We start from the raw sequence: 24,911 nt of genomic DNA, 5'->3' as shown, positions 1-24,911 counted from the left end.
CGGCCCGAGGTCCCCCTGCTCGGCCCACTCCTGGCAAAGCGAGGGGTGTCGTGCCGGTTCCGGAGCGTGCTCGAAACTGCTCAGGCAGGCTGCTCAGGCAGTCGGGGAGGCTCCCGGAAGAATGTTGGTCCCTAATGGGGACACGAAGCACCGCGCCACAAAGACGTCGGTTGCAGACTTGAGGTTAACACTACCGGCTCCAACAAACATTCCCCCTCTCCATCACCGGCAATCTCGTGTCACTGCGGGGCGAGCGGCAGAACACTCGCTCCCGCGGCGTCGAAGGTGAGCCGGTTGGCCGCCCACCCCTCGCCCGCCAGCCGTGCGACCTTGTCGGCCGCACTGTCCTCGGCCAGCGCAAGGACCGTGGGACCCGCGCCGGAGATGACTGCTGGGACGCCGTCGGCGCGCAGTCGGTTGACGAGGTCGACGCTCTGCGGCATCGCCGGGGCCCGGTACTCCTGGTGGAGCCGGTCCTCCGTGGCAGGCAGCAGGAGCTCGGGACGCCTGGTCAGCGCCTCGACGAGCAGGGCGGCGCGACCGGCGTTGGCGGCTGCGTCCACATGGGGGACAGAGCGCGGCAGCAGCCCGCGCGCCGTTTCCGTGAGCACCGGCTTGGCCGGCACGAAAACCACTGGAACGACGGAATCGGCCGGCTCCATCCTGATGGCGCGCGCCGCTCCCCCGTCCATCCAGGCGAGCGTGAAGCCGCCGAGCAGACAGGCGGCGACATTGTCGGGGTGCCCCTCGATCTCGGTGGCGAGCTCGAGGAGGGCCGCGTCGTCGAGTTTCGCGTCGCCGCCTATGGTCACCGCGCGGGCGGCGACGATGCCGGCGCAGATGGCTGCCGACGAGGACCCCAGGCCGCGCCCGTGCGGGATGCGGTTGGCGCAGACGACCTCGAGGCCGCGCGGCTGTCCGCCGAGCAGGTCGAAGGCCGTACGCAGGGAACGTACGAGCAGATGGCTCTCATCGCGGGGCAGCGTCGTGGCGCCCTCGCCCGCGATGTCGATGTGCAGACCGGAGTCCGCGACCCGTACGACGACATCGTCGTACAGCCCCAGGGACAGCCCCAGGGCGTCGAAGCCCGGGCCGAGATTGGCGCTGGTGGCGGGGACGCGCACTCGGACGGCGGCGGCGCGGAACGCTGGACCGGCCATCGCTCGATGACTCTCCTTGGTTCTGACTGCGAAGGTTTTTTCGAGAGGTACCAACACCCGTGGGCCGTGACGGCAACAACACCGCGGCATATGCGGCGGGGCGGGTTCGGTACAGCTTATCGAAGGAAGGTTCAGTGGCGACATAGGGCGCGCAGGAGGCGCACGATGCGTGTCGCAAGCCTCCTGTGCCCCTACGTACGCCGTTGTCCGGCTTGCCTTGCTTTCACAAGGGGTATGGCGCCTTCCCCAAGGGGTACGGCCGCACCGCGGACAGCGTTCAGACGAGACGCCCGTACGAGAAGTCCGTACGAGAATTCCCTACGGAGGATTCCCTGTAAAGGTCCCCACGAGTCGGGACGGCTCAGGCGAGGCCGAGGCGCTCGGCCGCCGCTGCCGCGTCCACCGGCACGGTGACCGGCTGGGGCGCTCCGGCGACCGCCCAGTCCGGATCCTTCAGACCGTTGCCGGTGACCGTGCACACGATCCGCTGACCCGGGTCGACCTTGCCCTGCTCGGCGGCCTTCAGCAGGCCCGCGACGGACGCGGCCGAGGCGGGCTCCACAAAGACACCCTCCTGCGAGGCCAACAGCCGGTAGGCGCGCAGGATCTCACGGTCCGTCACCTCGTCGATGAAGCCTCCCGACTCCTCGCGTGCGGCGAGCGCCTGCTTCCAGGAGGCCGGGTTGCCGATGCGGATCGCGGTGGCGATGGTGGAGGGGTCCTTGACCACCTCGCCGCGGACGATCGGAGCCGAACCCGAGGCCTGGAAGCCCCACATTCGGGGAGCGTGCGTGGACACCTTGTCCGCGGCGTACTCCTTGTACCCCTTCCAGTACGCCGTGATGTTGCCGGCGTTGCCGACCGGCAGCACATGGATGTCGGGGGCGTCGCCGAGCGCGTCGACGATCTCGAACGAGGCGGTCTTCTGACCCTCGATGCGATACGGATTGACCGAATTGACCAGCGCCACCGGGTAGTTCTCCGACAGACTCCGGGCCAGGTTCAGGCAGTCGTCGAAGTTCCCGTCGACCTGCAGGATGCGCGAGCCGTACACCAAGGCCTGCCCCATCTTGCCCAGCGCGATCTTGCCCTGCGGCACCAGGACCGCACAGACCATTCCGGCCCGTACGGCGTAGGCGGCGGCGGAGGCGGAGGTATTGCCGGTGGAAGCGCAGATGACCGCCTGCGCGCCCTCCTCCTTGGCCTTGGTGATGGCCATGGTCATGCCCCGGTCCTTGAAGGACCCGGTGGGGTTGGCGCCCTCGACCTTGAGGTGCACCTCGCAGCCCGTGCGCTCGGAGAGAACCTGCGCGGGCACGAGCGGCGTGCCCCCCTCACGGAGTGTGACGACCGGGGTCGTGTCCGTGACCGGCAGCCGGTCCCGGTACTCCTCGATGATTCCGCGCCACTGGTGAGTCATTGCTGGTTACTCTCCTTCAACCCGCATGATGCTGGCGACACCGCGCACGGTGTCGAGCTTGCGCAGCGCCTCGACGGTCCCGGACAGGGCGGCGTCGGGCGCACGGTGAGTGACGACGACGAGGTCGGCTTCGCCGACTCCGCCCTGTCGACCTTGCTGGCGCACCGTGTCGATCGATACGCCGTGCTCGGCGAAGACCGTCGCGACCTGGGCGAGCACGCCAGGCTTGTCGGCCACGTCGAGGCTGATGTGGTATCGCGTCACCACGTCGCCCATGGGGCTCACGGGCAGCTGGGTGTACGCGGACTCGCCGGGGCCCGTGGCCTCGGCAAGCTTGTTGCGGCAGACGGCGACGAGGTCACCGAGGACCGCGGACGCGGTGGGCGCGCCGCCGGCGCCCGGACCGTAGAACATCAGCTGCCCGGCGGCATCCGCCTCGACGAAGACCGCGTTGTATGCCTCGCGGACGGAGGCGAGCGGGTGGCTGAGCGGGATCATCGCGGGGTGCACGCGGGCGGTGACGGACTGGCCGTCGGCCGCGCGCTCGCAGATGGCGAGCAGCTTGACGGTACAGCCCATGCGCTTGGCGGAGGCGATGTCGGCGGCGGTGACCTCGGTGAGGCCCTCGCGGTAGACGTCGTCGAGTCGTACGCGGGTGTGGAAGGCGATCCCGGCGAGGATGGCGGCCTTGGCGGCGGCGTCGAAGCCCTCGACGTCGGCGGTCGGGTCGGCCTCGGCGTATCCGAGGGCGGTGGCCTCGTCGAGCGCTTCGGAGTACCCCGCCCCGGAGGAGTCCATCTTGTCCAGGATGAAGTTCGTCGTGCCGTTGACGATTCCCAGCACCCGATTGACCTTGTCGCCCGCGAGCGACTCGCGCAACGGCCTGATCAGCGGAATCGCGCCGGCGACGGCAGCCTCGAAGTAGAGGTCCTTGCCGTGCTCCTCGGCGGCGGCGTACAGCGTCGCGCCGTCCTCGGCGAGCAGCGCCTTGTTGGCGGAGACGACGGAGGCGCCGTGCTCGAAGGCGGTGGTGATGAGCGTGCGGGCGGGCTCGATGCCACCGATGACCTCGATGACGACGTCGATGTCGCCGCGTTTGACCAGGGCGGTCGCGTCGGTGGTGATCAGCGCCGGGTCGATGCCCTCGCGCACCTTGGACGGCCGGCGGACCGCGACCCCGGCGAGCTCCACCGGGGCGCCGATCCTCGCGGCGAGGTCGTCGGCGTGCGTCGTCATGATGCGCGCCACCTCTGAGCCGACCACTCCACAGCCCAGCAGCGCCACCTTCAGCGGACGCGTACGCATCATCCGACCTCGCTTCTCATTACTTCTACGGTGTGGACCAGTCTCACTCACCGGACGGAAGTTTCTATCCCCCGTCCGGCATACGAGACATGTATCTCAGCTATCCGACGTCAAGACGCAGGAGATCTTCCTCCGTCTCACGCCGGACGATCATGCGCGCCTCGCCGTCCCTGACCGCGACGACGGGCGGGCGCAGTGCGTGGTTGTAGTTGCTGGCCATGGATCGGCAGTACGCGCCGGTGGCGGGCACGGCGATCAGATCACCGGGCGCCAGATCGGCGGGCAGGAACGCGTCCTTGACCACGATGTCACCGCTCTCACAGTGCTTGCCGACGACGCGGGCGAGCATCGGCGCCGCGGTGGACGTCCTGGACACCAGCGCGACGCTGTACTCGGCGTCGTAGAGAGCGGTCCGGATGTTGTCGGACATGCCGCCGTCGACACTGACGTAGGTACGCAGGCCCTCGAGCGGTTTGATGGTGCCGACCTCGTACAGGGTGAAGGCGGTGGGCCCGACGATCGCGCGGCCCGGCTCGACGGAGATCCGGGGCGTGCGCAGCTTGGCGGCCTCGCACTCACGGGTGACGATCTCGTTGAGCGCCTTGGCGATGTCGTGCGGCTCGCGCGGGTCGTCGTCGGAGGTGTACGCGATGCCGAGCCCGCCGCCGAGGTCGATCTCGGGCAGTTCGATCCCGTGCTCGTCCCGGATCTCGGCGAGAAGGCGGACCACGCGATGGGCGGCCACCTCGAAGCCCGAGGTGTCGAAGATCTGCGAGCCGATGTGGGAGTGGATGCCGATCAGCTCGATGCCGTCGAGCTTGAGGGCGCGCCGTACGGCCTCGGCGGCCTGGCCGCCGGCGAGCGGGATGCCGAACTTCTGGTCCTCGTGCGCGGTCGCGATGAATTCATGGGTGTGCGCTTCCACTCCCACCGTCACGCGGATCTGGACCCGCTGGCGCTTGCCGAGGCGCTGGGCGGTGTGGGCGACGCGGACGATCTCCTCGAAGGAGTCGAGGACGATGCGCCCGACGCCGGCGCTCACGGCTCGTTCGATCTCGTCCGCGGACTTGTTGTTGCCGTGGAAGGCGATGCGCTCGGCGGGCATGCCGGCGCCGAGGGCCGTGGCGAGCTCGCCGCCGGAGCAGACGTCGAGGTTGAGCCCTTCTTCGTAGAGCCACTTCACCACTGCCCGGGACAGGAACGCCTTCCCGGCGTAGAAGACATCCGCGTCCTTGCCGAAGGCGTCGGCCCAGGCGCGGCAGCGGGCGCGGAAGTCGGCCTCGTCGAGGAAGTAGGCGGGGGTGCCGAACTCCTCGGCCAGCCTGGTCACTTCGATTCCGCCGACGGTCGCGACGCCGTCACCGTTGCGGGAGACGGTCTTCGCCCAGACCTTCTCGTCGAGGACGTTGAGGTCGGTGGGAGGGGCGGTGTAGTGCCCCTCGGGATAGACGTCTGCGTGACGGGGCCCGGCGGGATGTGCGGAACGGCTCATTTCTCGGTCTCTCTCACGTCTCACAAATATTCGGGTGCGCTGATGCCGAGCAGGGACAGGCCACCGGCGAGCACCGTCCCGGCGGCTTCGGCGAGCGCGAGGCGGGAACGGTGGGCGGCCATGGGTTTCTCGTCGTTCTCGTCGCCGAAGGGCAGCACGGTGTGCTGGAAGGCGAGCAGAGCGTCGGCGGTGGCTTCCAGATGCCGGGCGAGCCGGTCGGGCGCGCGCAGTCGGGCGGCGGAGGCGAGGACGGCGGGGTAGTCGCCGATGGCGGCGGTGAGCGCCGGGGCGTCGACGTGCGCATCGGCGGCGCGTGAGAACCCGAGCTCCTTGGCACCGCGGGCGAGGGCTCGGGTGCGGGAGCAGGCGTACCGCACCTTGAACAACGGATTGCTCTCCTGCTGCACCAGGAGCTCGTCGCCGGTCCTCGGGCGGTCGTGCGAGGCGGCGGACAGGAGCCCCCACCGGGCGGCATCGACCCCGAGCCGCCGCACCAGGGTGGTCGCGTCGTCATCGGCGGGGACCGGCGTCACGTCGGCGGGCAAATGGTCGCGTCCTTCCTGAGCCTCGATGCGTACGCGCAGCTCCACCCAGGCCGGATCGGCCTTCCCCGCACAGCTGGTACGGACGAGGACACCCTGCGAGCCCAGAATCCGCCGCAGAGCATCGGCGACGACGGCCGCCCGCACCTCGGCGCGATAACTGGGCTGGGCAACCTCACCGGTCAGTTCGACCCACCCGTAGTCACTCCCCTGCTCCAGCACACGGAGTACGAGAGCCTGCTGCGCACCTTCGCCCAGGGTGATGTTGAGGAACCCGGGCCCGGTGATCTCGACCGAAGCGATCCCCGGAGCCTCGGCGATACGGTCCCGCAGCACTTCGGCGACGTCACGGGGCTGCTGCCCGGCAGGCCCGGCCAGCCGGAGCGCGACATTGGTGGCGTAATCACCACTCCCCCCGGGCCGCGGCCGCTCGACACTGACACTCTCGGGCACGGGCGCATCCAGCACACCGTCCTCCACCGCACGGCACACGGCGTGCAGCACGGTACGGGAGAGCTCAGCGGGGGTCACGGGACAAGCGTATGGGAGGGAGGGGGGCCCTTCGCGAACCGGTTTCGCCATGCGGTCAACCGCGCGCGCTCCCCGCCCGCCCGGCACCATGCCTGCCGTCGACAGACGGCGGACCCTCCCTGTGCATCAACTGCCGTACGAGACGGACGAGCTCGGCAGGCTCGAAGGGCTTCGCGAGAAACGCGTCCACACCGGCGACGAGGCCGCTCTCCACCTCGTACTGCGTACAGGCACTGATGATCGCGATCGGCAGATGACTGGTCCGCGGATCGTCCCGCAGCAGCGCGGCAGTGCGCAGCCCGTCGAGCCGGGGCATCACAACATCGAGGGTGACGACATCGGGACAGACCTGATGGACGACTTCCAGACACTCGGCACCATCGGCCGCGGTCACGACCTCGAAGCCCTCCAGCTCGAGATTGACCCTGATCAGCTGCCGGATGACCCTGTTGTCGTCGACAACGAGCACCCGACCGGACGCGCCTGACACAACTCGAGAGTAGGTCGGGGGGCAGGGCTGCGTCCGGGTTTTGCCCACTTCCACCCCGTGCGGGCGACCTTTCGGACTCGGAGAGCACGGCTCAGGGGCCCGAAATACCTGTTCACGGGGACCGTGTGGGAGCTGGTAGGGTTCTACCCGTCGCCGCGAAGAGCGGCGGAACGCCCCCGTAGCTCAGGGGATAGAGCAACGGCCTCCGGAGCCGTGTGCGCAGGTTCGAATCCTGCCGGGGGCACTCGCCAGTCAGCCAGCAAATTAAAGCTCTGACCTGGGCGGATGCCGACATGAAGGAGCGGGAGTCAGTCTCACTGACTCCCGCTCTTTCTCGTTGTGTCTCACTGTTCGCAACACACGTCCGACACACTCGCAGTTGCGACCCGCCACTCGGGGGCCCGCCCTCGATGTGCTCGGTTGCCGGACGCCGGGCCGTGGCACTGTCCACTTAAAGACTGTCAGCAAGACGCTTCTTGCCGGGGGAGCAATGGATACGTGGAACGTCGCCAGTCAAATCACCAACACACTCCTGGTGCTGTTCAACCTGGTGATTTTCTTCCTACAGTTTCGATTAATGGGTCACCAGCTCCAAGCGCAGCGCGACGGCGTCAGCGAGAGCGTCAACGCAATGACCGCACAGATGCAACGCCAGACCGCGCTGGAGATAATTAAAATGCTTGAGGAGCCTCGAAATCTGCAAGCGCGAGCGGCAATGCGGAGTCTAGCTGGCAAGCCCCACGCAGACTGGACTGCCGAGGAAGTTCAGAGTGCCGACATAGTCGCGAGAATTTGGACCATCGCAGCTGATCTATGGATGGTTGGCGCGCTTCCAAACCTCTATCTTCACTATGCGTACGGAAATACGGTCGTTCGCCACTGGAACGTACTGCGTCCCTATATAGAAGACCTGCGGGATCGCACTGGCGCCTCCCAGCGCAAATCTTTTGAAGACTTGGCAAACGACGTTATCCGCCTAGGATGGTACCGAGACGGCGGCGATTTTCGGCCAGCTTATCGCGTTTGACCTGCGACTACTAGGAGTAGTTCTGCGGCCGGAGCGTGTGTCCAGCCACTCGCCGAGCTACGCAAACGAGGGCGGTCGGGAAGTTCCAGCACCGCCCTCACGATGTTGGCGCATTGCTATACGGCGTCACCGTCTTGCTCTAGTGACTTTTGCAATCTTCGCGTTGGCGGCTTCCTCATGTCCGTCCACGCATCCGTGGTAGCGGCGGTGGATCACCTCGGGCGAGTTGCCGACACGACGAGCCACCTCGGCAATGGGCACCCCGGCATTCAGCCTTGAGCTGATCCGCGGTCCGCGGCCGCTCCCGCGCAGCCGGGGCCGCAGCGGGAGTCTGCGGGTCACTGGGCACGGAGTACAGGTGCAGGGGCGGGATCGGGTTGGTGCTCATGCCGCGACCGTCCTGGGGCGCTTGGCTCCGGCCCGCAGACCCGAGGCGATGGTGCGCCGGGCCTCACGCTCGCCCTGCCCGGTCTGGAGCGGGGCGGCGGTGAGCCATTCGGCCACCTCGGCTTCGCCCAGCTCTCCCCCGGCGACGAGCTGTCCGAGGGCGATGGAGGCGAGGTAGAGCGGCGCCCCTTCCTGGGCGCGGGTGACGCGCTCCAACTCCCCGTTGGCCGCGGCCTGCAGCCACTTGCCGCGCCGGTCGGATGCGAGCGTGACCGTGATGGGCCGTTGCGGCGGAAGCGGTGCTGGCCACAGCAACTCCGCCAGCCATTCCGGAAGGGCGGGTACGGGAGCATCCGAAGTGATCTCGTAGACGCGGCCGTTGACGAAGCTGCCTGCGGCGACGACGTACCCGCCTGCGGCACGGGTGTCGACCTTCCAACCGAGCTTGCCCGCGCTGTTCCTCAGCTCCGGCCCGGCGGGGGCGGCGAAGTACAGATGCGCCCCGCCGCTGACGGTGCCCACTCCGAAGGTGTCCGGCGGGAAGGGGTACGTGTCGTGCTGCTCACGCAGCACGCGAAATACGTCGGCTCCGTTGCGCACGCCGTGCTCCCCCCCATTGAGCCGGCGGAAGGTCGTCCGGGCTTTTGGCGGTGTCCAGGTCGAGGACGACCAGGCGGGAGGGGCCGGTGGCGATGCCGATGTTGTAGGGAGCGCGGGTCCAGCAACGGTGGATGCGTTCGCGGTCGGTGGTGGCGCGACTCTCCCATTCGGTGATCGCGGGCTGCTTGTCTCCTGTGCGGAGGGGGAGTCTTCGTCGTGGCGCGAGGACGGGCTTGACCAGCGGATCCAGGAACTCCTGCGCTGCCAGGTGCGGGAGAGAGCCCGGCGATTAGAGGACCCGTCCCTCGTGGTCACCGACACCCAGTCGGTCCGCGCGGCAGCCGGTGTCCCGAAGACCACGACGGGACTGGACGCCAACAAGAAGGTGTCGGGCCGCAAGCGGGGGCTGGCCGTGGACGTGATGGGGCTGATTATCGGCGTCGTCGTGCTGGCCGCGTCCGCCCACGACAACGCCGCCGGCACCGCTCTGCTCGACCAGGCCGCCGAACGATGCGGACACCGCCTGGAGAAGGCCCTGGTGGACCAGGGCTTCAAGGACGAAGTCGTCACCCACGGCGCGATGCTCGACATCACCGTCGACGTCGTCCGCCGCAACCCCGCCGACCAGGCCAAAGGCTTCGTCCCGCAGCCGAAGCGGTGGGTGGTGGAGCAGACGAACGGCACCCTGCTCCTGCACCGGCGCCTCGCCCGTGAGTACGACCACCGACCAGACACCTCCGCCTCGCGCGTCTACTGGGCCTCCACCGCGAACATGACCCGCCGCCTCACCACCCCGAGTCCGGCCTGGCGCGACACCCTCGGACTGGCCGCATGAACGTCAACGAACTCCTGGCAGACCTCCAGGCCCAGCACGACGAGACCACCGCCCGGGCCGGTGAACTACACGACCAGATAAAGCACTTGACCTCCGCCCTGGCCAAAACCGAAGGACGGCTTGCCGATCTGGCCACTGCCCGAAAGGTCATCGCAGAAGTCGCACTGGCAGGACCCGAATCCGAACCGCCTGAGTTGACCACCGCCTACCAGGTCATCGTGAACGCCTTCAACACCCACCCCGACCAGGCGTTCCAGGTCCGTGAGCTGCACGAACTCCTCGGCATGCCCACCGACGACCCGGCCATGAACGTCACCCGCAGCCGTCTTGGACGCCTCACGCGTCAAGGCTTCCTCACTCAACCCGGACGCGGTCTCTACCAGAAACGGGCTTAGCGCCGCCTTGCGTGGGCTGGAATCGGCACGTCCGACGGCCGCCACTCTCGCCTGATCAATCCGAACACCCACGAGTCGGACACTTCGCCGTTCACGACGCAGTCTTCCCGCAACGTCCCTTCACGCATGAATCCGATCTTCTCCAGGACCCGGGCAGATGCCACGTTGCGCGTGTCGGTCTCGGCCTGGATTCGATTCAGGTCCAGTGTGTCGAATGCCCACTGCAGCAGGGCGTGTGCCGCCTCCGTCGCGTAGCCGTGGCCCCACATCGCCTCGGCGAGGCAGTAGCCCAACGACGCGCTGCGGTAGTCCGGGTTCCATTCGGCCAGAACGCACCAGCCGACGAAGGCCCCGTCAGAAGCACGGTCGATGGCCACCCGCGCCCCGGTGCCTTCGTCCGCCATCGTCCGGCACATCGCGATGAAACGCTCGGCGCGGGCCCGGTCGGTCCACGGCGGGGAGTCCCAGTAGCGCATCACGTAGGTGCTGCTGTGCAGCGCGAACAGGGGGTCCGTGTCGGCGTCGGTGATGGGTCGCAGTCGCAGGCGAGCGGTGTGCAGTATGGGGGTGGCCACAGTCATGCGCACCATCTTGTGTCCTCATGGGGCGGGCAGAACACCGAATATCCGATCACGGTCCGGCCCTCACGACCAAGGCACCGCCTACCAGCAGATCGTGCATGCCTTCAACCAGCACCCCCGACCAGACATTCAGGGTCTGCGAACGGCACGACTACTCGGCCTGCCCACCGACGGCCCAGACATGAACGTCACCCGCAGCCGCCTCGGACGCCAAGGCTTCCTCACCCAACCGCGCAAGGCCACTACTAGAAACGGACTCAACGACCTCTGAGGCCGCAGGATCGCCCCTTCCCCCAGGCGCGGCCTGGGGGAAGGAATCCTTCGACTAGCGCTTGTACTTGTATCCCCAGTCCTGCAGGTACTCGTTGTCGTCGCAGTAGGCGAACGACGCCGTCTGCTCCTTCACATACGGACCCCAGCGGGTGACCCAAGCCGACGATGGCGAGGTCTTGGCCCGTGAGCACTTCACCCAGGCCCGAACGTAGTCACCATGCTGGCTCAGGTCCCAGCAAGCCACGTGGTTGTAGCCCCCGAGCTTAAGGTGCCCCCAAGGATGATTCACACAGTTCGCGGCCTGAACCTGGGTGGTGTCAACAGCGTCCGCGGCGGCGTAAGTTGGCGCCACCAGGACGACAGCGGCTGAAACCGCAACTGTTGCCAGGAGTTTCTTCAAGAGCGTTCCCCTTCGAACTGATCAAGCGGTCGGCGCAACCCTAGGTAGTCCCGATCTTGCCCGTGACGCAGTCGGCCCAGGTTGGCTTGATCAGTCCGTTTCGATTGGGGTCATCCCATGGATCGAATAAAGCCGCTGGGCAACGGCCAGTACGGGCACAACATGGCGGGGTGGGCACCGAAGTTCGATCAAACCGCGTCGAACGAGTCGATCACTCTGGCCCAAAACGATCGACTGTGCCTCTGCAGCTCCGTGTTGAAGTTCAGGAACGAGGAACGGATCCGCGGCTGCATCCACGGCTTCCACGAGTTCGATCGCTAGCTCCGTATGGTTCGAACGCGTCGGGGACGCGGTGGCGGCCGACCGCGGCGAGTGCACCCGCACCGCGGTCGTCTACGGCGCGAGAGGCAGCGACGTGGACGCCGTGGTGTATGACGGCGAACTGGCAGGCGAGCGCTACCGCGTCGATCGCGCCGGCCGACGGGGCTGGCCGACCACTGCACGGTTCATGTGCGCCGGCTGTATGACCGTGCGGGCGAGCGTGTGGGACCACTGCCACACACACGGGTTTGTGCGCGCGCCGCTGTGCAATCTGTGCAACACCCGGCACTGGCACGGCCGGCAGCCCCAGCACGGCCGGGCAGCACCCAGCTGGAGCCTCGACGACAGCTGCTACCGCTGGTGCCCCGAGCACGCCAACGGGCGGATACTCTGCAGCGCCCAGCTGCAATTCGAGGCCTCGGAGTAGTCCTTTGAGGGGCGTGCGTCACTCCACGATCAGACCGCTCTCGGGGGGCGTACGAGTGAGTGGCGAGTGAGCTTCGTCAGCGGGCGATCTCGCGCCAGCGTTTTCGCAGGTCAACGGTACAATGGAGAGTCGTCGGCGCGAGGCCTCCGGAGCCCTGTCAGGTTCGAATCCTGCCGGGGGCAGCCGGTATGAGGTGCCCAAAGACCCCGCCATCAGCGCTTTAGCTGAGAACGGGGTCTTCGCGTATGTGCAGCGGTACGCCACTCAAAGCCGCCGTATGTCGGCGTCCGTGGACTGTTCGTGGACAGGAAAGCCCGGTCATCGGCGCAGGTCGGCCGCGACATGGCGAAGCCCTGGGACCGATCCGGAGGCTTCGGAGTGTCCCGCCCCTGGGCGGGTCACACATACTCGCGAAGCGGGTCCTCGATCTCAAAACCCTCAGCCAGTGGCTTTGGCGATGATGCGGTCCATCTCCTCCCGGCCGAAGGCCCGCAGGGTGGTGGTACGGACGTTGCCCACCCCAGAGACCTGCAGGAGCACCGCAGTGGCGGTCTCGTCGTCGGGCGCCTCTACGACGGCCACGATGTCGTACGGACCGACGGTCCAGTAGAGGTTCAGGACCTTCACCCCCAGTTTCTGTGCCGCTGCGGCGAAGGCCTCGGCGCGCTGCGGAGTGTCCTTGTAGCCCCGGATCCCCTGATCGGTCCAGTTCAGCAACGAGACGTACGTCGGCATGGTCTTTCACCCCTATGAAGGAGACACAACACATCGTCGCTCAATTCTGATCACCATGCGCGCAAGGCGCATGTAGAAGCAGGCCGGACGAGTGATACGAGCAATGAGCGATCGAACTCCTCGAGCGGTGGCCGGCTCCCCAGCACGAACCCGAAACACCGAGTCCCAAAGCTCACTGCTGCGGACTGTCTGGGGACAGGAATGCCGAGCATCGGCCCAGGTCGGTTTTCGATATGGCGAAGGCCCTCGGAAAGATCCAGAGGCCTCGGGACATACCGCAGTGGGCATGCCACTCGTACTCACGTAACAGATCCTCGATACGAGTTCTGCCGGAGCAACGGCGTTCGGCACGGATCCATCCCCATGTTCATCGCGGGTTGCGCCGAGGCCGAGATCGTCGGCGCTTGCGAGAAGTTGGAAGACCCAGAGGCCCCCGTGTGGAGCAAGGTCCACTTGGCCGGGGTCGAGGCGATGGGATGCGGAACTCTCGCGTACGACGCCGAGACGGACACCGTGCTGCCGCACATCCATACCTCACTCGGCGAGAAGGGCCGCTCGGCCAACGGACACACGAGTCATCTGCTCAGCGCGCACGTGCAATTCCTTGTCGAGATGCTCGTGGTCGAGGTCATCTCACCGGTCATGACCGTCCGCAGAATCCGGACCTTTACAACGTCCCGCTGCTGACCTTCGGTGCATGGGCTGCACACGATGTCGCAGCCTGTCTAGGTTCAGTGACGGTTCACGCAAGACCGTTGAGGGGGGCGCTGGGTTGCCAGGAAACGGGCAGAACGACGTCGACGCCGTCACGGCGGGCCAGGGGCAGCAGTCGGCTCATGGTGGTGTCGAGGTCGTCGAGCAGGTAGGGCATGGGGCGCAGTGGCCGGTCCAGGCCGAAGAAGAAGTCGTCCCAGTGCACCAGGATGACCCGCCTGGCCCCGGTCGTGGCCACGACCTCGTCCCAGTAGGTGTGAAGGAACTCGGCGGGCTGTTTGCCCAGCATGCCGACGCCCAGGTAGATGACGTCGGCGTGATGACCGCGCAGCGCGCCGGGCCGGTAGTTGGCGCTGGCTTGCAGCAGCACGCGGCCCTGGGGGTGGGTGACGAGCACGGAGTAGGCGGTGCCGGTCTTCCAGGCACCGGCGCGGGCCGGCGGGACCAAGGGCCGGTCGACGGTACCGGGGTAGTGGTCGCCGGGGCTGTGCACGGAGTCCAGGAAGGTCAGCGTGAAGCTGCCGTAGGTGGCGGTGTCGCCGCCGCCGACCACCCGCAAGGACGACTCGGGGACCCCCAGGCCGCGGCCGATGTTGGCGGTGGACTCCGACCCGACCAGTTCGGCGCCGGTCTCCAGCGCCCACACCGGTGCGTCGAGGGCGTGGTCGTAGTGGGAATGCGCGCACACCACAGCGGCGAGGGTGTCCACCCGCAGCCGCTCGATGGCGGCACGGACCAGCCCGCGGTTCGGGGCGATCTTGCCCACGCCCACTCGCAGAATCCCCGGGCGGGTGACGAACCCGTCGCTGAGCACCGAGGTCTGCCCGTCCGACAGCAGCACTGAACTGGTGCCCAAGAAGTGAGCGCTCAGCCCCTCACGGTGCGCTGCAGTGCGCTGCTGGTAAGGCAGGTAGGGCCGCAGACTCGGGCGACCGATCGGCACCTTCATACGAGCATCCTCGGACCCCAGGGACAGGAGTGCCACCTCCGGACCTCGTGTGCCCTCTCACAAACGGTCCATTCTGCGAAGCCCGGTCAGCACGCGCTGGTGAGCCGCCGCGAGGCCCGGACTTCTTCTCAGAGCTCGTCCGCGGACAGAGTTTCCCTACGTCTATCAAGGCTCGCTGCGCTCGCTCCCAGTTAGGGGCGTGAACAGGGGATCATCGCAAGCCCAGCAGGGCTGGCCTCTTCCCACGCCCGCCATGCGCGAACGTCTGCAGTCCAGGCCCTCCTGAACTGCGTAGCAGTCTGATGCAAGGATCAGAGGGTGCCGCGCACAGCCCGGCGGCGCCGACCGGGGGGTGGGGGGCGAATTCCGGATGCAACGATGGCGGGCAGCTCGTGCCAGAGGAAGCGGAGGAGGCCGATCGGCAGTGGCCAGCGATGAACAAGGACGGCCAATCAGGGCCAGGCGGCCAGGGCCTAGACCGAGTCGGACTGCCGACCGCGTTGCCCTGCTCGATGACCCCACATAGGTTGAGTGGGTCAGCGACAGGCGCACGAGTACGCACCGCCGGGGATCCCGCCTGGACGCCAACGCAGAGGCCTGGTGCCGGTCTCACTCTAGGCGGGTGTCCACCTATGGAACGGCCCCTCCAGATTGTTCGGTTGCCGTCATGCCGCTTTCCGGAGCCACCCGCGCGGGCGGAACCTGATCAACAGGCTGCTGTGGCGGCTGAATTTGTCGCGCCATAGCCGCAAGAGCTTTAAAGTCTGGAAGTTTCTTTACGACAAAAATAGCTGCTACTGAAGAAGTCGGAAGCCCGCACAAAAGGACACCGTAACCCGCCTCATTAGCCTCGACCATCGAGTAGCCTAGCCACAAGAAGGCGGCCACAATACCCGCGGCAACCAGGTTTCCCATGGCCGTCGTGGCGTGTCCAAGGTATACATCAAGACGTTGCGTGCGCGCGGTGTAGTTTATCGCTTTCAAAGCCCGACGCAGGTTCCCCTTGGGAACGTTCTCAAGTTTCGCCGCCAGCTCGATAATCTGATCGACTTCGACCTTCGAGCCATCATCGCCGCCCAGCTCGGGCATTTCAGCGCGCCTCCTGCACGTCTGACGCCAGGCGTCGGAGCATACGGACGACAGGGTGATCTTCGCTTGCCGTGCTCATAACTTGCTCAACGGTGACTGCAGGAGAATGAAATTCCGGAGCCGTGATGCCGCTGCTCTTTTCCTCGTTGTATTCTGAGACGATCTCCATTAATAGGGCCCCCGCTAGCTCGGGATCCCCCTTACTGCGCTTAATGAGCCCTCTTGCTTCAAGAGCCTCAACTTGACTCTTCGCCATTCGCTGCACTGCCTCACGCACTAGCTCAAGCTCCCTCTCATGCAGACTTCGAGCTTTCTGCCTCAGGGAATGTTGAAGTGCAACGAAAAATACACCGATTCCGAGCGTGGCAACTGCCGAGCTGACCGAGATTACGGCGATAGGCCAGCTCGTGCCACTCACCAACGCAAGTGCTCCCAGAACTGACGTCAGCACAGCGGAGAGAAAACTTCCCGTTACAGCCACAAGGCGCAGGGAGGATAAGTTTGGCAAGACACCGAAGGAACGCAAAGTATCTTCAGATTTCATCGCCAAGGCGAGACGGCTGGAATCTTCTGAATCCAAGGCCGAAATCAGCGCTTCAACCCCGTCATCGAAGCTTCGCAAATCGATCTGACGACTCTTTGCCCGCGCAGGCAAAACCGTGCCAGTCGGATCCAGGAGAGCACGCGCACCAATTCCGAAATTGTCCCAACGCACGACGACCACCCCCCGAAGATCACGCCCCGCCTATTACGCCTACCCAAAGTAGCAGATAAATAACCATCTGTGGCCGACTGGCGACAGTTCGCGCCCTGATCCATCGAAGACCCCGCATCGGCGGGACGCCTCCAACTTGCCCCAACCGAAAGCTAGATGACCCTTCAATATCCCCAGATCGGGAGGCTAGCATGGCCGCCGTCCCCGGAGTGGAAGGTTCCATACCTCGATCGAGGGTACTTTCGAACGACCGTGCCGAAAATGCAAGATCGGGTTTGCTGACCAGATCATTTCCTATCGAGAGCACGATCTCCTTTCGATGCCCTGCGCCTGCCCAATAGAACGCCAGGACCCCACACTGCTCCTCAAAGGAACAGTCGTCACAACGAGGGCCCAAGCGTGACCGCCCCTGGCCGCCTGCCTCGCACCGTTATGCGGATCGTTGTTCGCCGGGTAGGTCCAGTGGCTCATGGTGGTGCCACAGCAGGTGGCGGTCGCCGCGGCGCAACTCTGCATCGCCCCACTCGAGGCGCATAACCCCCTTGTCCATGGCGCATGCGTAGGCAACGAGCACGAGCCCCACCTCTGGATCGAGCTGGTTGAGATCCTCGTGAAACTCTTGCTCCTGCAACTCTTCGAGTCCTAAGTCCAGCTCTTCCTGCATGGGTTCCGGTCCGTGTCGGCGGATCAGGTCAGCGCGAAGACCAACGGCTCGCCGGAGCCGAGCCACGGTTACGGGGACATCCCGCTTGGCGTAGCGGATCGGGTAGAGGACCTGGCTGGCGACCACCATCACCGTCCGAGCTTGAAGCCGCACTGGAATGGCGCCGGGGAGGTCGGCTAAGCCGGTAGACAGCTCCTCGTACTGGCATGCATGGAGGCCGTGCCCGTACGCCTCCAGAGTCTGAGTACGCACTCCCTGATGACCATTTCGCGCCCGCTCGTGAGCTCGGACGATGCACGCTGGTACGAGTCGGGACAGTGGGGTGGCCAGCTCCCCGAAAACGATACGTGACCACGATCCTGCGGTCCGTTCCCGCATCAACGTTCCCCCGTGTACAGATGGCACTGTCAGAGGCAACTGCCAAGCTCCGACAGTGGCCCACGGTCAGGCTTGCCACAAGGGCGCACGACGGGAGTCACCGATGCAGACCTCGTGGCATCGATGAGGCTGCGCTCAAGGGTGGATCCGTCGGGTTGGTTTTGGAACGACGCGACGAAGCCGAAGAGGACTGAGGCGGGCCGGGCCACCAGGCATTGCCCTACGGCTCGTTGACGCTGTCTGTCGAACGCGTGTCGAAGTAAGCCAGATCAGCGGCGCCCTTCAGCGTATTCGTGCAGGTCACACACTCTGGCTGGCTTGAGCCTCCAGGCGCCTTCGAAGTACATCGGCCCTAGCGACCAACAGCAATCAACCACCGGGCTCCATGACAGCTCGAACGAACTCGGCCGGCGGACGGTAGTGGTGCGCCTTGACGTAGTGGGCGACGAGTTCAGGGGCGGCGTACGCCACTCCGTTGCCCATCACTCGTATCTCAGCGCTCCCTCTCGGGCAGTCATCCCGCGCGCCAACAAGCCATCCAAAGCACCAGGGGCAGAAGTGGTAGCCGCGCGTCTGCAGCACCCTCCCTTCGCGCGTCAGGTACGCCAAGGCATCGACCAGGCCTTGCGGAGGAGCACACTTCGGGAACCGCTTGCGGCGCGAGAGCCAGCCGACGTTGACCACTGGCATGCCCCGCCAGTGCGTGGTTGGCTCCCCCGTCATCCCCTCATCGGCGTAGCTGTACGGCGTCAGGTCCTCAAAGTAGGTCACGCACAGCTGACTATCACGCTGATCACCGAGCTGCGGCCTATTCGTGGACAGGATGACGCAAGAGGATCATCGACAGGCCTGTGACCAGTGTGAATGCCCGGGGCTCAAGGGGCCTCCGGAGCCGTGTGCGCAGGTTCGAGTCCTGCCGAGGGCACTCGCCGACAGTCAGCAGAAATCAAGGTCTGACCAGGGTGGATGTCTGCATGAGAGAGCGGGAGCCAGTCTCATTGACTCCCGCTCTCTCTCGTTGTTTCGCACTGGTCGCGATAGACCTCCGACACAACCTCAGATGCTGTCCACCCTTGAGGTGGGCACGTGTTGGTTCGCTTTGCCGGTTTGTCGGCCGTCCCCGTTGCCGCCCTGTGCTCCCTCGACGAGCAGCGGGACACCGACCGAAGATGCACGGCCGACCCGGCGCTGTCCTCACTCCCCAATGTCGGAGAGCCCATGGGCAGGCTTCGACGGGTTCCCGCCTCCTGTCCGTCCTACGCTTGAACCGAGGCATCGAAATTCTTGGTCAACGCCCCGGGGTGATGACGATGCTCGACTTGGCATCCAGGTTGTCGGACATCCCCACTGTGCGGGGTCGGGCACCTTGGCCCCATCACGAGTACGTCAAGGGTTGGGGCGTGTTTGCGCTGCCCTTCGACTCCGGTCACGTGCTCGCGCTCCGAGTCTTTCCTGAGAACAGCTTCGGGCCCTACCGCACGCTGTGGCATCGCGATCCGAGCCGAAGCTGGTCGATCCACGTCCACGGGGCACGACTGGACACAGCATGCCCCCGGTACTACGGCGCGGCCTGCGACCACACGGGATACTCCCGTATCGGGCTCACCTGGACGGGCCCGGCCTCCCTGCGGGTGACGATGGATGCTCCTTCACTGGACTGGACTCTCACCGCCTCCTCGACCCGCCTCCTCGGCTTCCTCAACAGCATCAGCGTGGCGCTGCCGCTCGCCACGTGGCGAGCGCGATCTCTGGTACGGGCTCGGGAGCGAGCGGCCCGCGCACTGGGAATGGGGCGCCTTCAGATGTCCGGCGTGATGCCGAGCGGTCACACCGGAACCCTCATGCCGCAGCAGATGTACTTCATCAATGACTCACGAGCCACGCTCGACGGCGTCGACCTCGGACTCCCCGTCCGGCTGCAGGACAATCCGCGGATCGGTGACGTGGCCCTGCCGGCCCGCGGCGTCCTCGCCATCGGCCAGGCAGTCTGGGAAATCCTGGACCCGACCGAATACGAACGCACCCGTTCCGAGACCGCCCGGCAGTCCTAAGGCTGACCCGTAAATGAGGCCGCCGGCCCGCTCGCCCCGCTGCCCATCGAGGAGTGCGGGCGCGGGCTACTGCTGATCGAAGCGCTCGCCAACCGCTGGGGCATCGGCCCACGGCCGCCGTCCGGGAAGACGGTCTGGGCCTGAGCTCCTGGTTGTGGGAGGCCCGCCGGACGGACCGATCACCGACAAAGAGACCGAGGGGGATCAGCTGCAGCGCGCCCGGGAGCAGCAGCGCCACTCATGATGAGAGGAAGCGGTACATGGCCTGACCGTCGGCCTGAGCATCGGCATCGCCCAGTTCCCGCCACGCCTCATGGGCAGGGTCAAGCAGCGCCGTCGCCGTGGCCAGCCTCCTGCGATCCCCCCGCGTCAGCTCCTGCTTCAAGGCTCGCGGATTGGCCGGCAGCGAGAGCAAGAACGCCAGGTCCCGGTAGTGCTTGTCCTTGGGAGCAGTCGGGATGCTCAGCGCCGCAGCCTTTCCCACGATCGCGCCCAGCAGGCTGGGGCGGTAGATGACTCCGGCGCGCTCATCAAGCTGGACTGTCACACTTTGAGTCCGCTGCACTGCCTGGCGGCCGCCGGGAACCTCAAGGGTTGAGCCTGGAGGCGTGGTCGTGAGGTCGGCCCTCTCCCCGAGGTTGTCCGGAGCAAGCAGGTCGACCACCAGTTCTCCCGCACCGTCATCACGCCTGTATCTGTGCGTCTTGCCCTCAGGTGATACTCCGGCAGATTCGAACCCCAACCCTTGCAGCGCAGCCACGAGCAGTCGGAGGCTTCTCTGGTGGGAAACCACATCAGCCAGCACATCGAGATCGAGACTCGCAGCCGGCGGGGTCCTGTCGTGCTCCAGACCGTGCAGGAGCACCATTTGACCGCCGATCAGGGTCCACATTTGTGGCACCTTCTCCGATAAATCCAAGAGTGTGTGCCACAGCCCCACAACCGGCCCTGTCAGCAAGTCGGACTGAATCCGGACCCTGGGTTCAAGCATTACGTAGCGTCCCTCCTCAGCACCGCGGATTCGAGCAATGATTCAAGAATGCCGACGGCCGCAACACTGGCTCGGTCTTCGTGCGCATCGAGCAAGTCGGCCGCAATCACGGCGGCCGGGGCGTCCTTCCCTTCGTCCGCATCCCGAGCAGCCGACACCAGGAACGACCAGGCGCCGGCCGGCGGCACGCGAACAACGAGGTTTCCGCGCTGAGCGTCCAGGACGAGACCGAATGCAGCCTCCAGCTTTCCGATCCGCTCCGGATGTACGTAGATCTCGGCTCGGCCCGGAGCCACATAGTCGGCGCCCACGCGCGGTGCCGCACTGGCGCCGGCGCGCACAACGTCCGCTTCGCCGAGCAGCGCCGGCAAGAGGCCACGGTGCACGCTGTATCGCCTCACGTCGGCTCTCGATACGAGAAGCTGTTGGATGCGCGCTGCCGGCACTTCCTCGTGCGCAGCAATGTCTCGTAGCCGTGCCCGAAGGCGTGAGCGCTCAGGGTCTGACAACCCGGGCGGGCGGCAGCCAGAGAGTATGGCCAGGGCACCCCAGGCGTTGCGTGCCGACAGAGGCCGACCTGGCTCAGGGGCGAACTTCTTGCGGTTCCGCAGGCTGCCGGCGTCAACGAGCCATCGGCCCCCGACTCTCGAACCGTGCAGCTTGCCGGCCTGGAGCAGCTGGCGCACACGCGAGTCATGCACGCCCAAGCCCTCGGCCGCCTCCCTCACAGACACAAATTCCACGATCACACCTCCTTGCGTCTTCTCTCGCGAAAGCAAGAGAGAACACGCAACCAGTGTGGTACCTCCACCGGGTTGCGTCAAACCTCTCGCGACCAAGAGAGAACACGCAAGAGGGTCCTCGACAGGGAAGGGCCGACCAAGGTCGCACTGCGCGACCGGGACGTTCGGCCGGCTCGCCCTGGCCCGGGCGGACGGCATCGGCCCGTTGATCAGCCGAAGTGGCAGACATCAAGAGCCGGACCCAGTCTCACCGGGTCCGGCTCTCATCTCGCACGCACGCGCAATTCAGGGGGCGGTGCGCTCGGGCCGCTCAGGCGTTGGGGCGCTTGCCGTGGTTGGCCTTCTTCTTCTTGCGGGCGCGTCGCTTATTGCCTCGTTTGGCCATGGTGCGCATCTCCCTCATTCAGAACTTTCCAGACTTTCCCACGTTTTCGTCAGTCTAGAGTCGGCCCGCGGGGTCCGCATCAGCCGTGCGGCATGTGTCGATCTCGGCGTGCTGTGTACGTCCACTCGACGCACCCTGGACACATGGCCGCGCATCCGGAGGTGAGCTCATGAAGCTCCGCAAGATGCCACCCGGGTGGGGGGAGCCTCTTCAGCCGCCACCCGGCTACTTCGGATTCGACGGCAGCGTGCCCGATGAAATGCAGCGGCGTCTCATCCTCGACTGGGCGGTGAATCAGCGGATCGCGAGCGGATGGCGGGTGGAGTCCCGCTCGGAGACGCAGGCAATCCTGGTCCGCGGCGAGCCGGTGAACCACGTGCTGCACGCCATCCTGAGCCTCGTCACCTGTTTTCTGTGGGCCTTCGTGTGGGTCGCTCTCAGCGTGACGAACAGGGTCGAGCGGGTCGCGCTGACCGTCGATGCGCAAGGCCACGTGGTTGCCGTGCATGCTCCGTCGTCCTGCCATTGATGGAGGAGGACGCTGCGCCAAGAACAGGCGCAGACACGACAGTCCCCGGCGGTTCTTGTCGATGCGAAGCGTCTCAGTCGTCGCTAGACGCTCCTTCACCGACAGAATCTGCCGGGGGCCTGGCCAGAGCCGGGACAAGGGTCACGCGGGCCTTTGGACGTCTCCTCGGGCGGTGCGGCTCTTTCCGGTTGTCCGGTGTATTAATGAGTCTCCTCCATATTTCGCACGAGTCAAGGTTTTTGTTCTTATATCTGCGGATATCTCCCGCAGGGATCCCGGTCGTACGCTGGAAGCGACCCTCGTCGGCTCGCCATGAGCCTTCTGCAGTGGGACCAACGGGCCGTCGGTTGCGCACATTTCGCGGGTGTGCCGTTCCGCCCGCTCGCCGAACTGGCCCGGCTCGAGCCGGCTGCCGTGGAAGTCGTCTTCGCCGGAGCCGAGAGGGCCCCGGGACAGCAGGCCCCGTACAGGCAACAGAGGTGACGGTATGAGCGAGATCGAGATCATCACCACCCCATCACTCGGTGACACCAGCTATCTCCTCGTCAGCGGCGACGAGGCCGCGCTGGTCGACCCGCAGCGGGACAGCTGGGGGCTGATGGAGTCCTGTACGTACAGGGAGGTCGGGATCCGGTACGTCCTGGAGACGCATGTGCACAACGACTACGTCTCCGGGGCACTGGAGGTCCGCGCGGCGACCGGGGCCACGGTGGCCTGCCCCGCCCGGGCGCCGTACGCCTTCGATCATCTGCCGCTGGCGGAGGACGACGAGATCGTCGTCGGCGATGTGACCGTGCGGGCGATGGAGACGCCCGGGCACACGGCGGAGCACACCTCATACCTCGTTTTCGAGGACACACGACTGGCGCCGACGGCCGTCTTCACCGGAGGCAGTCTGCTCGTCGGCAGCGCGGGCCGTACCGACCTGTCCGGGGACGACCGTACGGAGGAGCTGGCCCGGGCACAGTTCCGTTCGCTGAGGCGACTGTCGCTGCTGCCGGACGCCACCCGGGTGCTGCCGACGCACGGAGCGGGCAGCTCCTGTGCGGCCGGGCCGGTGTCGGGGAACAGGACCACCACCGTGGGGGCCGAGCGGCGTACCAACCCCTCGCTGACCATCCAGGACGAGGAGAGGTTCGTCAGCGGGCGGCTGTCGGGCCTGCCGCCGTACCCCGCCTACTACCGCTACATGGCACCGATCAACCGATCCGGACCGCAGGTGCTCGGTGGCCGGCCCACACTCCGGGCGCTCACGCCGAGCATGGTGGAGGGGCTGGTCGGGGGCGGTGCGCAGGTCATCGACGGGCGCGACCGCAGAACGTTCGCCGCAGGCCATCTGCCCGGGTCGCTCTGCGACGAGCTGGACGACCGCTTCGCGAGCCTGGTCGGGGAGGTCGTGCCGTTCGGCGCGCGCCTGGTGCTGGTGCTGCCGGAGCCGGAGGAGGGAGCGGCCGACGAGGCGTTGATGCAGTTGCTGCGGATCGGATACGAGAACGTCGCGGGGTATCTGGCAGGTGGCATCGACGCCTGGCAGGCGGCCGGTCGGCCGCTGCGTTCCTTCCGTGCCGCGGACGTGGCCGAACTGGCCGGGCACATCGCCGAACGGCGGGTGCTCGACGTACGGCCGGAGCGCCCCGAGGGCGGAATCCCGGGAACGCTCGCCGTGCCGCTCGCCGAACTGCCCAAGCGGCTCGGCGAGTTGCCCAGGGACCGCGAGATCTGGACGGTCTGTGGGAGCGGCCGGCGGGCGACCATCGCGGCGAGTCTGCTCGACCGGGTGGGCATCCCCGTGACGGGGGTGGTCAGCGGTGGTGTGGGGGACCTGATGGCACACGCCTGAGAGCTGCATGGTGAAAGCCACACGCCCGAGAGAGCCGAGAGACCCGAGAGAGGAGACGATCATGGGCGACACCGGCTACTCACATCCCGAGACGCTGGTGGACACCGATTGGCTGGCCGCCCATCTCGACGACGGGACAGTACGCGTCATCGACGTGGACGAGGACACCACCGCGTACGAACAGGGCCACATTCCACGTTCCGTCGGCTGGCACTGGACCAAGGATCTGCACACCGCCGTGGGCCGGGACTATCTGGACCGGGAGGCGCTCGGGCAGCTGCTGGCCGCGGCCGGCGTGGCGGACGACACCACCGTGGTGCTGTACGGGGGCAACAACAACTGGTTTGCGGCGTACGCCTACTGGATCCTGCGGCTGCGCGGCTTCAACAAGGTGAAGCTGCTCGACGGCGGCCGGAAGAAGTGGGAGCTGGAAGGCCTCGAGATGACTCAGGAGGTCATGGACTACCCGCACACCGGCTTCACGGTGACGGGCCAGGAGAACCCGCAGTTCCGCGCGTTGCGCGGCGAAGTGCTGGAAGGCCTGGGGTCCGCCACTCGGACGGTCGACGTACGGTCGCCGGAGGAGTACCGGGGCGAGAAGCTGGCGCCGCCTCATCTGCCGCAGGAGCAGGCACAGGTGCCCGGCCACATCCCCGGCGCGGCCAACATCCCCTGGGCGCAGGCGGCCAACGACGACGGGACGTTCAAATCGGCCGACGAGCTCAAGGAGCTCTACGCACGGCAGGGCATCACGCCGGACCGCGAGATCATCGCGTACTGCCGTATCGGAGAGCGCTCCTCGCACACCTGGTTCGCGCTCCACGAGCTGCTCGGCTACCCGGACGTCAAGAACTACGACGGCTCCTGGACCGAGTACGGCTCACTGGTACGCGCGCCCGTCGAGATGGGGTGACGCAGAGAACGCTCGTCCTCCGCCGTCGC

Annotated in this window: 28 protein-coding genes, 1 tRNA gene and 2 pseudogenes; 11 read left to right on the top strand and 20 right to left on the bottom strand. The window is 66.5% G+C overall.

What is annotated here, in order from left to right; genetic code table 11:
• Positions 1 to 239: 239 nt before the first annotated feature.
• The 6 genes from thrB to ACQEVG_RS26540 form a co-directional block, all read right to left on the bottom strand.
• Positions 240 to 1,160: a homoserine kinase gene (gene thrB / locus ACQEVG_RS26565; protein WP_432988268.1), complete on the bottom strand. Its 921-nt coding sequence runs from the start codon at positions 1,158 to 1,160 to the stop codon at positions 240 to 242.
• Between the two features lie 361 nt (positions 1,161 to 1,521).
• A complete protein-coding gene (thrC, locus tag ACQEVG_RS26560; protein ID WP_432988266.1) occupies positions 1,522 to 2,580 on the bottom strand; it encodes a threonine synthase in 1,059 nt (352 codons plus the stop codon).
• Between the two features lie 6 nt (positions 2,581 to 2,586).
• The gene (locus ACQEVG_RS26555) at positions 2,587 to 3,888 is read right to left on the bottom strand and encodes a homoserine dehydrogenase (protein ID WP_432988264.1); all 1,302 of its coding nucleotides are present in this window, start codon (positions 3,886 to 3,888) and stop codon (positions 2,587 to 2,589) included.
• A gap of 97 nt (positions 3,889 to 3,985) precedes the next feature.
• Positions 3,986 to 5,377, bottom strand: coding sequence for a diaminopimelate decarboxylase (gene lysA / locus ACQEVG_RS26550; RefSeq protein ID WP_432988262.1), 1,392 nt, complete (start codon positions 5,375 to 5,377; stop codon positions 3,986 to 3,988).
• A 20-nt stretch (positions 5,378 to 5,397) separates the two neighbouring features.
• Entirely contained in the window at positions 5,398 to 6,450 is a 1,053-nt protein-coding gene (gene nrtL / locus ACQEVG_RS26545; RefSeq protein ID WP_432988260.1) for an ArgS-related anticodon-binding protein NrtL, read from the bottom strand.
• Between the two features lie 55 nt (positions 6,451 to 6,505).
• Positions 6,506 to 6,940, bottom strand: a complete 435-nt coding sequence (locus tag ACQEVG_RS26540; RefSeq protein WP_432988258.1) for a response regulator — start codon at positions 6,938 to 6,940, stop codon at positions 6,506 to 6,508.
• Positions 6,941 to 7,112: 172 nt separating this feature from the next.
• On the opposite strand from ACQEVG_RS26540, the gene ACQEVG_RS26535 reads away from it, so the two are divergent.
• Both ACQEVG_RS26535 and ACQEVG_RS26530 read left to right on the top strand, forming a co-directional pair.
• A tRNA-Arg gene (locus tag ACQEVG_RS26535) sits at positions 7,113 to 7,184 on the top strand.
• A 246-nt stretch (positions 7,185 to 7,430) separates the two neighbouring features.
• Positions 7,431 to 7,967, top strand: a complete 537-nt coding sequence (locus ACQEVG_RS26530) for a DUF4760 domain-containing protein (RefSeq protein WP_432988256.1) — start codon at positions 7,431 to 7,433, stop codon at positions 7,965 to 7,967.
• Between the two features lie 384 nt (positions 7,968 to 8,351).
• Here ACQEVG_RS26530 and ACQEVG_RS26525 read toward each other — a convergent pair whose 3' ends face one another.
• Together ACQEVG_RS26525 and ACQEVG_RS26520 are read right to left on the bottom strand one after the other, a co-directional pair.
• Positions 8,352 to 8,954 carry a bifunctional DNA primase/polymerase gene (locus ACQEVG_RS26525; RefSeq protein ID WP_432988254.1) on the bottom strand — a complete coding sequence of 201 codons (603 nt, stop codon included), beginning with the start codon at positions 8,952 to 8,954 and terminating at the stop codon, positions 8,352 to 8,354.
• A complete protein-coding gene (locus tag ACQEVG_RS26520; RefSeq protein WP_432992920.1) occupies positions 8,917 to 9,129 on the bottom strand; it encodes a bifunctional DNA primase/polymerase in 213 nt (70 codons plus the stop codon). The genes ACQEVG_RS26525 and ACQEVG_RS26520 overlap by 38 nt, the downstream gene beginning before the upstream one ends.
• Positions 9,130 to 9,165: 36 nt before the next feature.
• Between ACQEVG_RS26520 and ACQEVG_RS26515 the strand changes: the two are divergent.
• Both ACQEVG_RS26515 and ACQEVG_RS26510 read left to right on the top strand, forming a co-directional pair.
• Positions 9,166 to 9,789, top strand: a pseudogene (locus ACQEVG_RS26515) (transposase); the annotation flags it as partial.
• On the top strand, positions 9,786 to 10,184 hold the full coding sequence (locus ACQEVG_RS26510) for a hypothetical protein (protein WP_432988252.1): 399 nt from the start codon (positions 9,786 to 9,788) through the stop codon (positions 10,182 to 10,184). The pseudogene ACQEVG_RS26515 and the gene ACQEVG_RS26510, both read left to right, overlap by 4 nt.
• Here the strand turns inward: ACQEVG_RS26510 and ACQEVG_RS26505 are convergent.
• Positions 10,181 to 10,765, bottom strand: coding sequence for a GNAT family N-acetyltransferase (locus ACQEVG_RS26505; RefSeq protein WP_432988250.1), 585 nt, complete (start codon positions 10,763 to 10,765; stop codon positions 10,181 to 10,183). The two genes, ACQEVG_RS26510 and ACQEVG_RS26505, sit on opposite strands and share 4 nt — an antisense overlap.
• A gap of 325 nt (positions 10,766 to 11,090) precedes the next feature.
• Positions 11,091 to 11,438 (bottom strand): hypothetical protein, encoded by a 348-nt coding sequence (locus tag ACQEVG_RS26500; RefSeq protein ID WP_432988248.1) that lies wholly within the window; start codon positions 11,436 to 11,438, stop codon positions 11,091 to 11,093.
• 352 nt (positions 11,439 to 11,790) lie between these two features.
• Here ACQEVG_RS26500 and ACQEVG_RS26495 point away from each other — a divergent pair, with 352 nt between their 5' ends.
• A complete protein-coding gene (locus ACQEVG_RS26495; protein ID WP_432988246.1) occupies positions 11,791 to 12,186 on the top strand; it encodes an endonuclease domain-containing protein in 396 nt (131 codons plus the stop codon).
• 438 nt (positions 12,187 to 12,624) lie between these two features.
• Here the strand turns inward: ACQEVG_RS26495 and ACQEVG_RS26490 are convergent, their stop codons facing one another.
• Positions 12,625 to 12,921, bottom strand: coding sequence for a GYD domain-containing protein (locus tag ACQEVG_RS26490; RefSeq protein WP_432988244.1), 297 nt, complete (start codon positions 12,919 to 12,921; stop codon positions 12,625 to 12,627).
• A 363-nt stretch (positions 12,922 to 13,284) separates the two neighbouring features.
• On the opposite strand from ACQEVG_RS26490, the gene ACQEVG_RS26485 reads away from it, so the two are divergent.
• Entirely contained in the window at positions 13,285 to 13,608 is a 324-nt protein-coding gene (locus ACQEVG_RS26485) for a hypothetical protein (protein ID WP_432988242.1), read from the top strand.
• A gap of 55 nt (positions 13,609 to 13,663) precedes the next feature.
• On the opposite strand, the gene ACQEVG_RS26480 is transcribed toward ACQEVG_RS26485, so the two are convergent.
• The 5 genes from ACQEVG_RS26480 to ACQEVG_RS26460 form a co-directional block, all read right to left on the bottom strand.
• Positions 13,664 to 14,491 (bottom strand): MBL fold metallo-hydrolase, encoded by an 828-nt coding sequence (locus tag ACQEVG_RS26480; RefSeq protein ID WP_432988240.1) that lies wholly within the window; start codon positions 14,489 to 14,491, stop codon positions 13,664 to 13,666.
• A 723-nt stretch (positions 14,492 to 15,214) separates the two neighbouring features.
• On the bottom strand, positions 15,215 to 15,673 hold the full coding sequence (locus ACQEVG_RS26475) for a hypothetical protein (RefSeq protein ID WP_432988238.1): 459 nt from the start codon (positions 15,671 to 15,673) through the stop codon (positions 15,215 to 15,217).
• 1 nt (position 15,674) lies between these two features.
• On the bottom strand, positions 15,675 to 16,388 hold the full coding sequence (locus ACQEVG_RS26470; protein WP_432988236.1) for a hypothetical protein: 714 nt from the start codon (positions 16,386 to 16,388) through the stop codon (positions 15,675 to 15,677).
• Between the two features lie 430 nt (positions 16,389 to 16,818).
• A complete protein-coding gene (locus ACQEVG_RS26465) occupies positions 16,819 to 17,052 on the bottom strand; it encodes a hypothetical protein (RefSeq protein WP_432988234.1) in 234 nt (77 codons plus the stop codon).
• 747 nt (positions 17,053 to 17,799) lie between these two features.
• A complete protein-coding gene (locus ACQEVG_RS26460; RefSeq protein WP_432988232.1) occupies positions 17,800 to 18,201 on the bottom strand; it encodes a hypothetical protein in 402 nt (133 codons plus the stop codon).
• Positions 18,202 to 18,830: 629 nt separating this feature from the next.
• On the opposite strand from ACQEVG_RS26460, the gene ACQEVG_RS26455 reads away from it, so the two are divergent.
• Positions 18,831 to 19,481, top strand: a complete 651-nt coding sequence (locus tag ACQEVG_RS26455; protein WP_432988230.1) for a hypothetical protein — start codon at positions 18,831 to 18,833, stop codon at positions 19,479 to 19,481.
• Positions 19,482 to 19,719: 238 nt separating this feature from the next.
• Here the strand turns inward: ACQEVG_RS26455 and ACQEVG_RS26450 are convergent, their stop codons facing one another.
• The 4 genes and pseudogenes from ACQEVG_RS26450 to ACQEVG_RS26435 form a co-directional block, all read right to left on the bottom strand.
• Positions 19,720 to 20,373 carry a hypothetical protein gene (locus ACQEVG_RS26450; RefSeq protein WP_432988228.1) on the bottom strand — a complete coding sequence of 218 codons (654 nt, stop codon included), beginning with the start codon at positions 20,371 to 20,373 and terminating at the stop codon, positions 19,720 to 19,722.
• 98 nt (positions 20,374 to 20,471) lie between these two features.
• Positions 20,472 to 20,843, bottom strand: coding sequence for a type IV toxin-antitoxin system AbiEi family antitoxin (locus ACQEVG_RS26445; RefSeq protein ID WP_432993207.1), 372 nt, complete (start codon positions 20,841 to 20,843; stop codon positions 20,472 to 20,474).
• Positions 20,844 to 21,095: 252 nt separating this feature from the next.
• Positions 21,096 to 21,413: pseudogene (locus tag ACQEVG_RS26440) on the bottom strand (helix-turn-helix domain-containing protein); the annotation flags it as partial.
• Positions 21,414 to 21,525: 112 nt separating this feature from the next.
• Positions 21,526 to 21,600 carry a 50S ribosomal protein bL37 gene (locus tag ACQEVG_RS26435; protein ID WP_100661309.1) on the bottom strand — a complete coding sequence of 25 codons (75 nt, stop codon included), beginning with the start codon at positions 21,598 to 21,600 and terminating at the stop codon, positions 21,526 to 21,528.
• A 169-nt stretch (positions 21,601 to 21,769) separates the two neighbouring features.
• Here ACQEVG_RS26435 and ACQEVG_RS26430 point away from each other — a divergent pair, with 169 nt between their 5' ends.
• From ACQEVG_RS26430 to ACQEVG_RS26415, 4 genes are all read left to right on the top strand, one after another.
• Positions 21,770 to 22,129, top strand: a complete 360-nt coding sequence (locus ACQEVG_RS26430) for a hypothetical protein (RefSeq protein WP_432988226.1) — start codon at positions 21,770 to 21,772, stop codon at positions 22,127 to 22,129.
• Positions 22,130 to 22,441: 312 nt separating this feature from the next.
• Positions 22,442 to 22,612: a molybdopterin-dependent oxidoreductase gene (locus tag ACQEVG_RS26425; RefSeq protein WP_432988224.1), complete on the top strand. Its 171-nt coding sequence runs from the start codon at positions 22,442 to 22,444 to the stop codon at positions 22,610 to 22,612.
• Between the two features lie 4 nt (positions 22,613 to 22,616).
• Positions 22,617 to 23,969, top strand: coding sequence for an MBL fold metallo-hydrolase (locus ACQEVG_RS26420; RefSeq protein WP_432988222.1), 1,353 nt, complete (start codon positions 22,617 to 22,619; stop codon positions 23,967 to 23,969).
• Between the two features lie 61 nt (positions 23,970 to 24,030).
• On the top strand, positions 24,031 to 24,882 hold the full coding sequence (locus tag ACQEVG_RS26415) for a sulfurtransferase (RefSeq protein WP_432988220.1): 852 nt from the start codon (positions 24,031 to 24,033) through the stop codon (positions 24,880 to 24,882).
• Positions 24,883 to 24,911: the final 29 nt, after the last annotated feature.

The sequence above is a fragment of the Streptomyces sp. CA-135486 genome (assembly GCF_050936555.1).
GTDB lineage: Bacteria > Actinomycetota > Actinomycetes > Streptomycetales > Streptomycetaceae > Streptomyces.
Note: the sequence above shows the minus strand (reverse complement) of the source record. Positions and strands in the feature narration are given on the sequence as shown.

Excerpts from the sequence above, each read along its gene's own strand:
- ACQEVG_RS26415 (WP_432988220.1), top strand. The coding sequence starts at position 24,031 with ATGGGCGACACCGGCTACTCACATCCCGAGACGCTGGTGGACACCGAT.
- lysA (WP_432988262.1), bottom strand. The coding sequence starts at position 5,377 with ATGAGCCGTTCCGCACATCCCGCCGGGCCCCGTCACGCAGACGTCTAT.
- thrB (WP_432988268.1), bottom strand. The coding sequence starts at position 1,160 with ATGGCCGGTCCAGCGTTCCGCGCCGCCGCCGTCCGAGTGCGCGTCCCC.
- ACQEVG_RS26485 (WP_432988242.1), top strand. The coding sequence starts at position 13,285 with ATGTTCATCGCGGGTTGCGCCGAGGCCGAGATCGTCGGCGCTTGCGAG.
- ACQEVG_RS26505 (WP_432988250.1), bottom strand. The coding sequence starts at position 10,765 with ATGACTGTGGCCACCCCCATACTGCACACCGCTCGCCTGCGACTGCGA.
- ACQEVG_RS26530 (WP_432988256.1), top strand. The coding sequence starts at position 7,431 with ATGGATACGTGGAACGTCGCCAGTCAAATCACCAACACACTCCTGGTG.
- ACQEVG_RS26450 (WP_432988228.1), bottom strand. The coding sequence starts at position 20,373 with ATGTGGACCCTGATCGGCGGTCAAATGGTGCTCCTGCACGGTCTGGAG.
- ACQEVG_RS26420 (WP_432988222.1), top strand. The coding sequence starts at position 22,617 with ATGAGCGAGATCGAGATCATCACCACCCCATCACTCGGTGACACCAGC.
- ACQEVG_RS26430 (WP_432988226.1), top strand. The coding sequence starts at position 21,770 with ATGAAGCTCCGCAAGATGCCACCCGGGTGGGGGGAGCCTCTTCAGCCG.
- ACQEVG_RS26490 (WP_432988244.1), bottom strand. The coding sequence starts at position 12,921 with ATGCCGACGTACGTCTCGTTGCTGAACTGGACCGATCAGGGGATCCGG.
- ACQEVG_RS26555 (WP_432988264.1), bottom strand. The coding sequence starts at position 3,888 with ATGATGCGTACGCGTCCGCTGAAGGTGGCGCTGCTGGGCTGTGGAGTG.
- ACQEVG_RS26465 (WP_432988234.1), bottom strand. The coding sequence starts at position 17,052 with ATGCAGGAAGAGCTGGACTTAGGACTCGAAGAGTTGCAGGAGCAAGAG.
- ACQEVG_RS26425 (WP_432988224.1), top strand. The coding sequence starts at position 22,442 with ATGAGCCTTCTGCAGTGGGACCAACGGGCCGTCGGTTGCGCACATTTC.
- ACQEVG_RS26475 (WP_432988238.1), bottom strand. The coding sequence starts at position 15,673 with ATGCCCGAGCTGGGCGGCGATGATGGCTCGAAGGTCGAAGTCGATCAG.
- ACQEVG_RS26510 (WP_432988252.1), top strand. The coding sequence starts at position 9,786 with ATGAACGTCAACGAACTCCTGGCAGACCTCCAGGCCCAGCACGACGAG.
- thrC (WP_432988266.1), bottom strand. The coding sequence starts at position 2,580 with ATGACTCACCAGTGGCGCGGAATCATCGAGGAGTACCGGGACCGGCTG.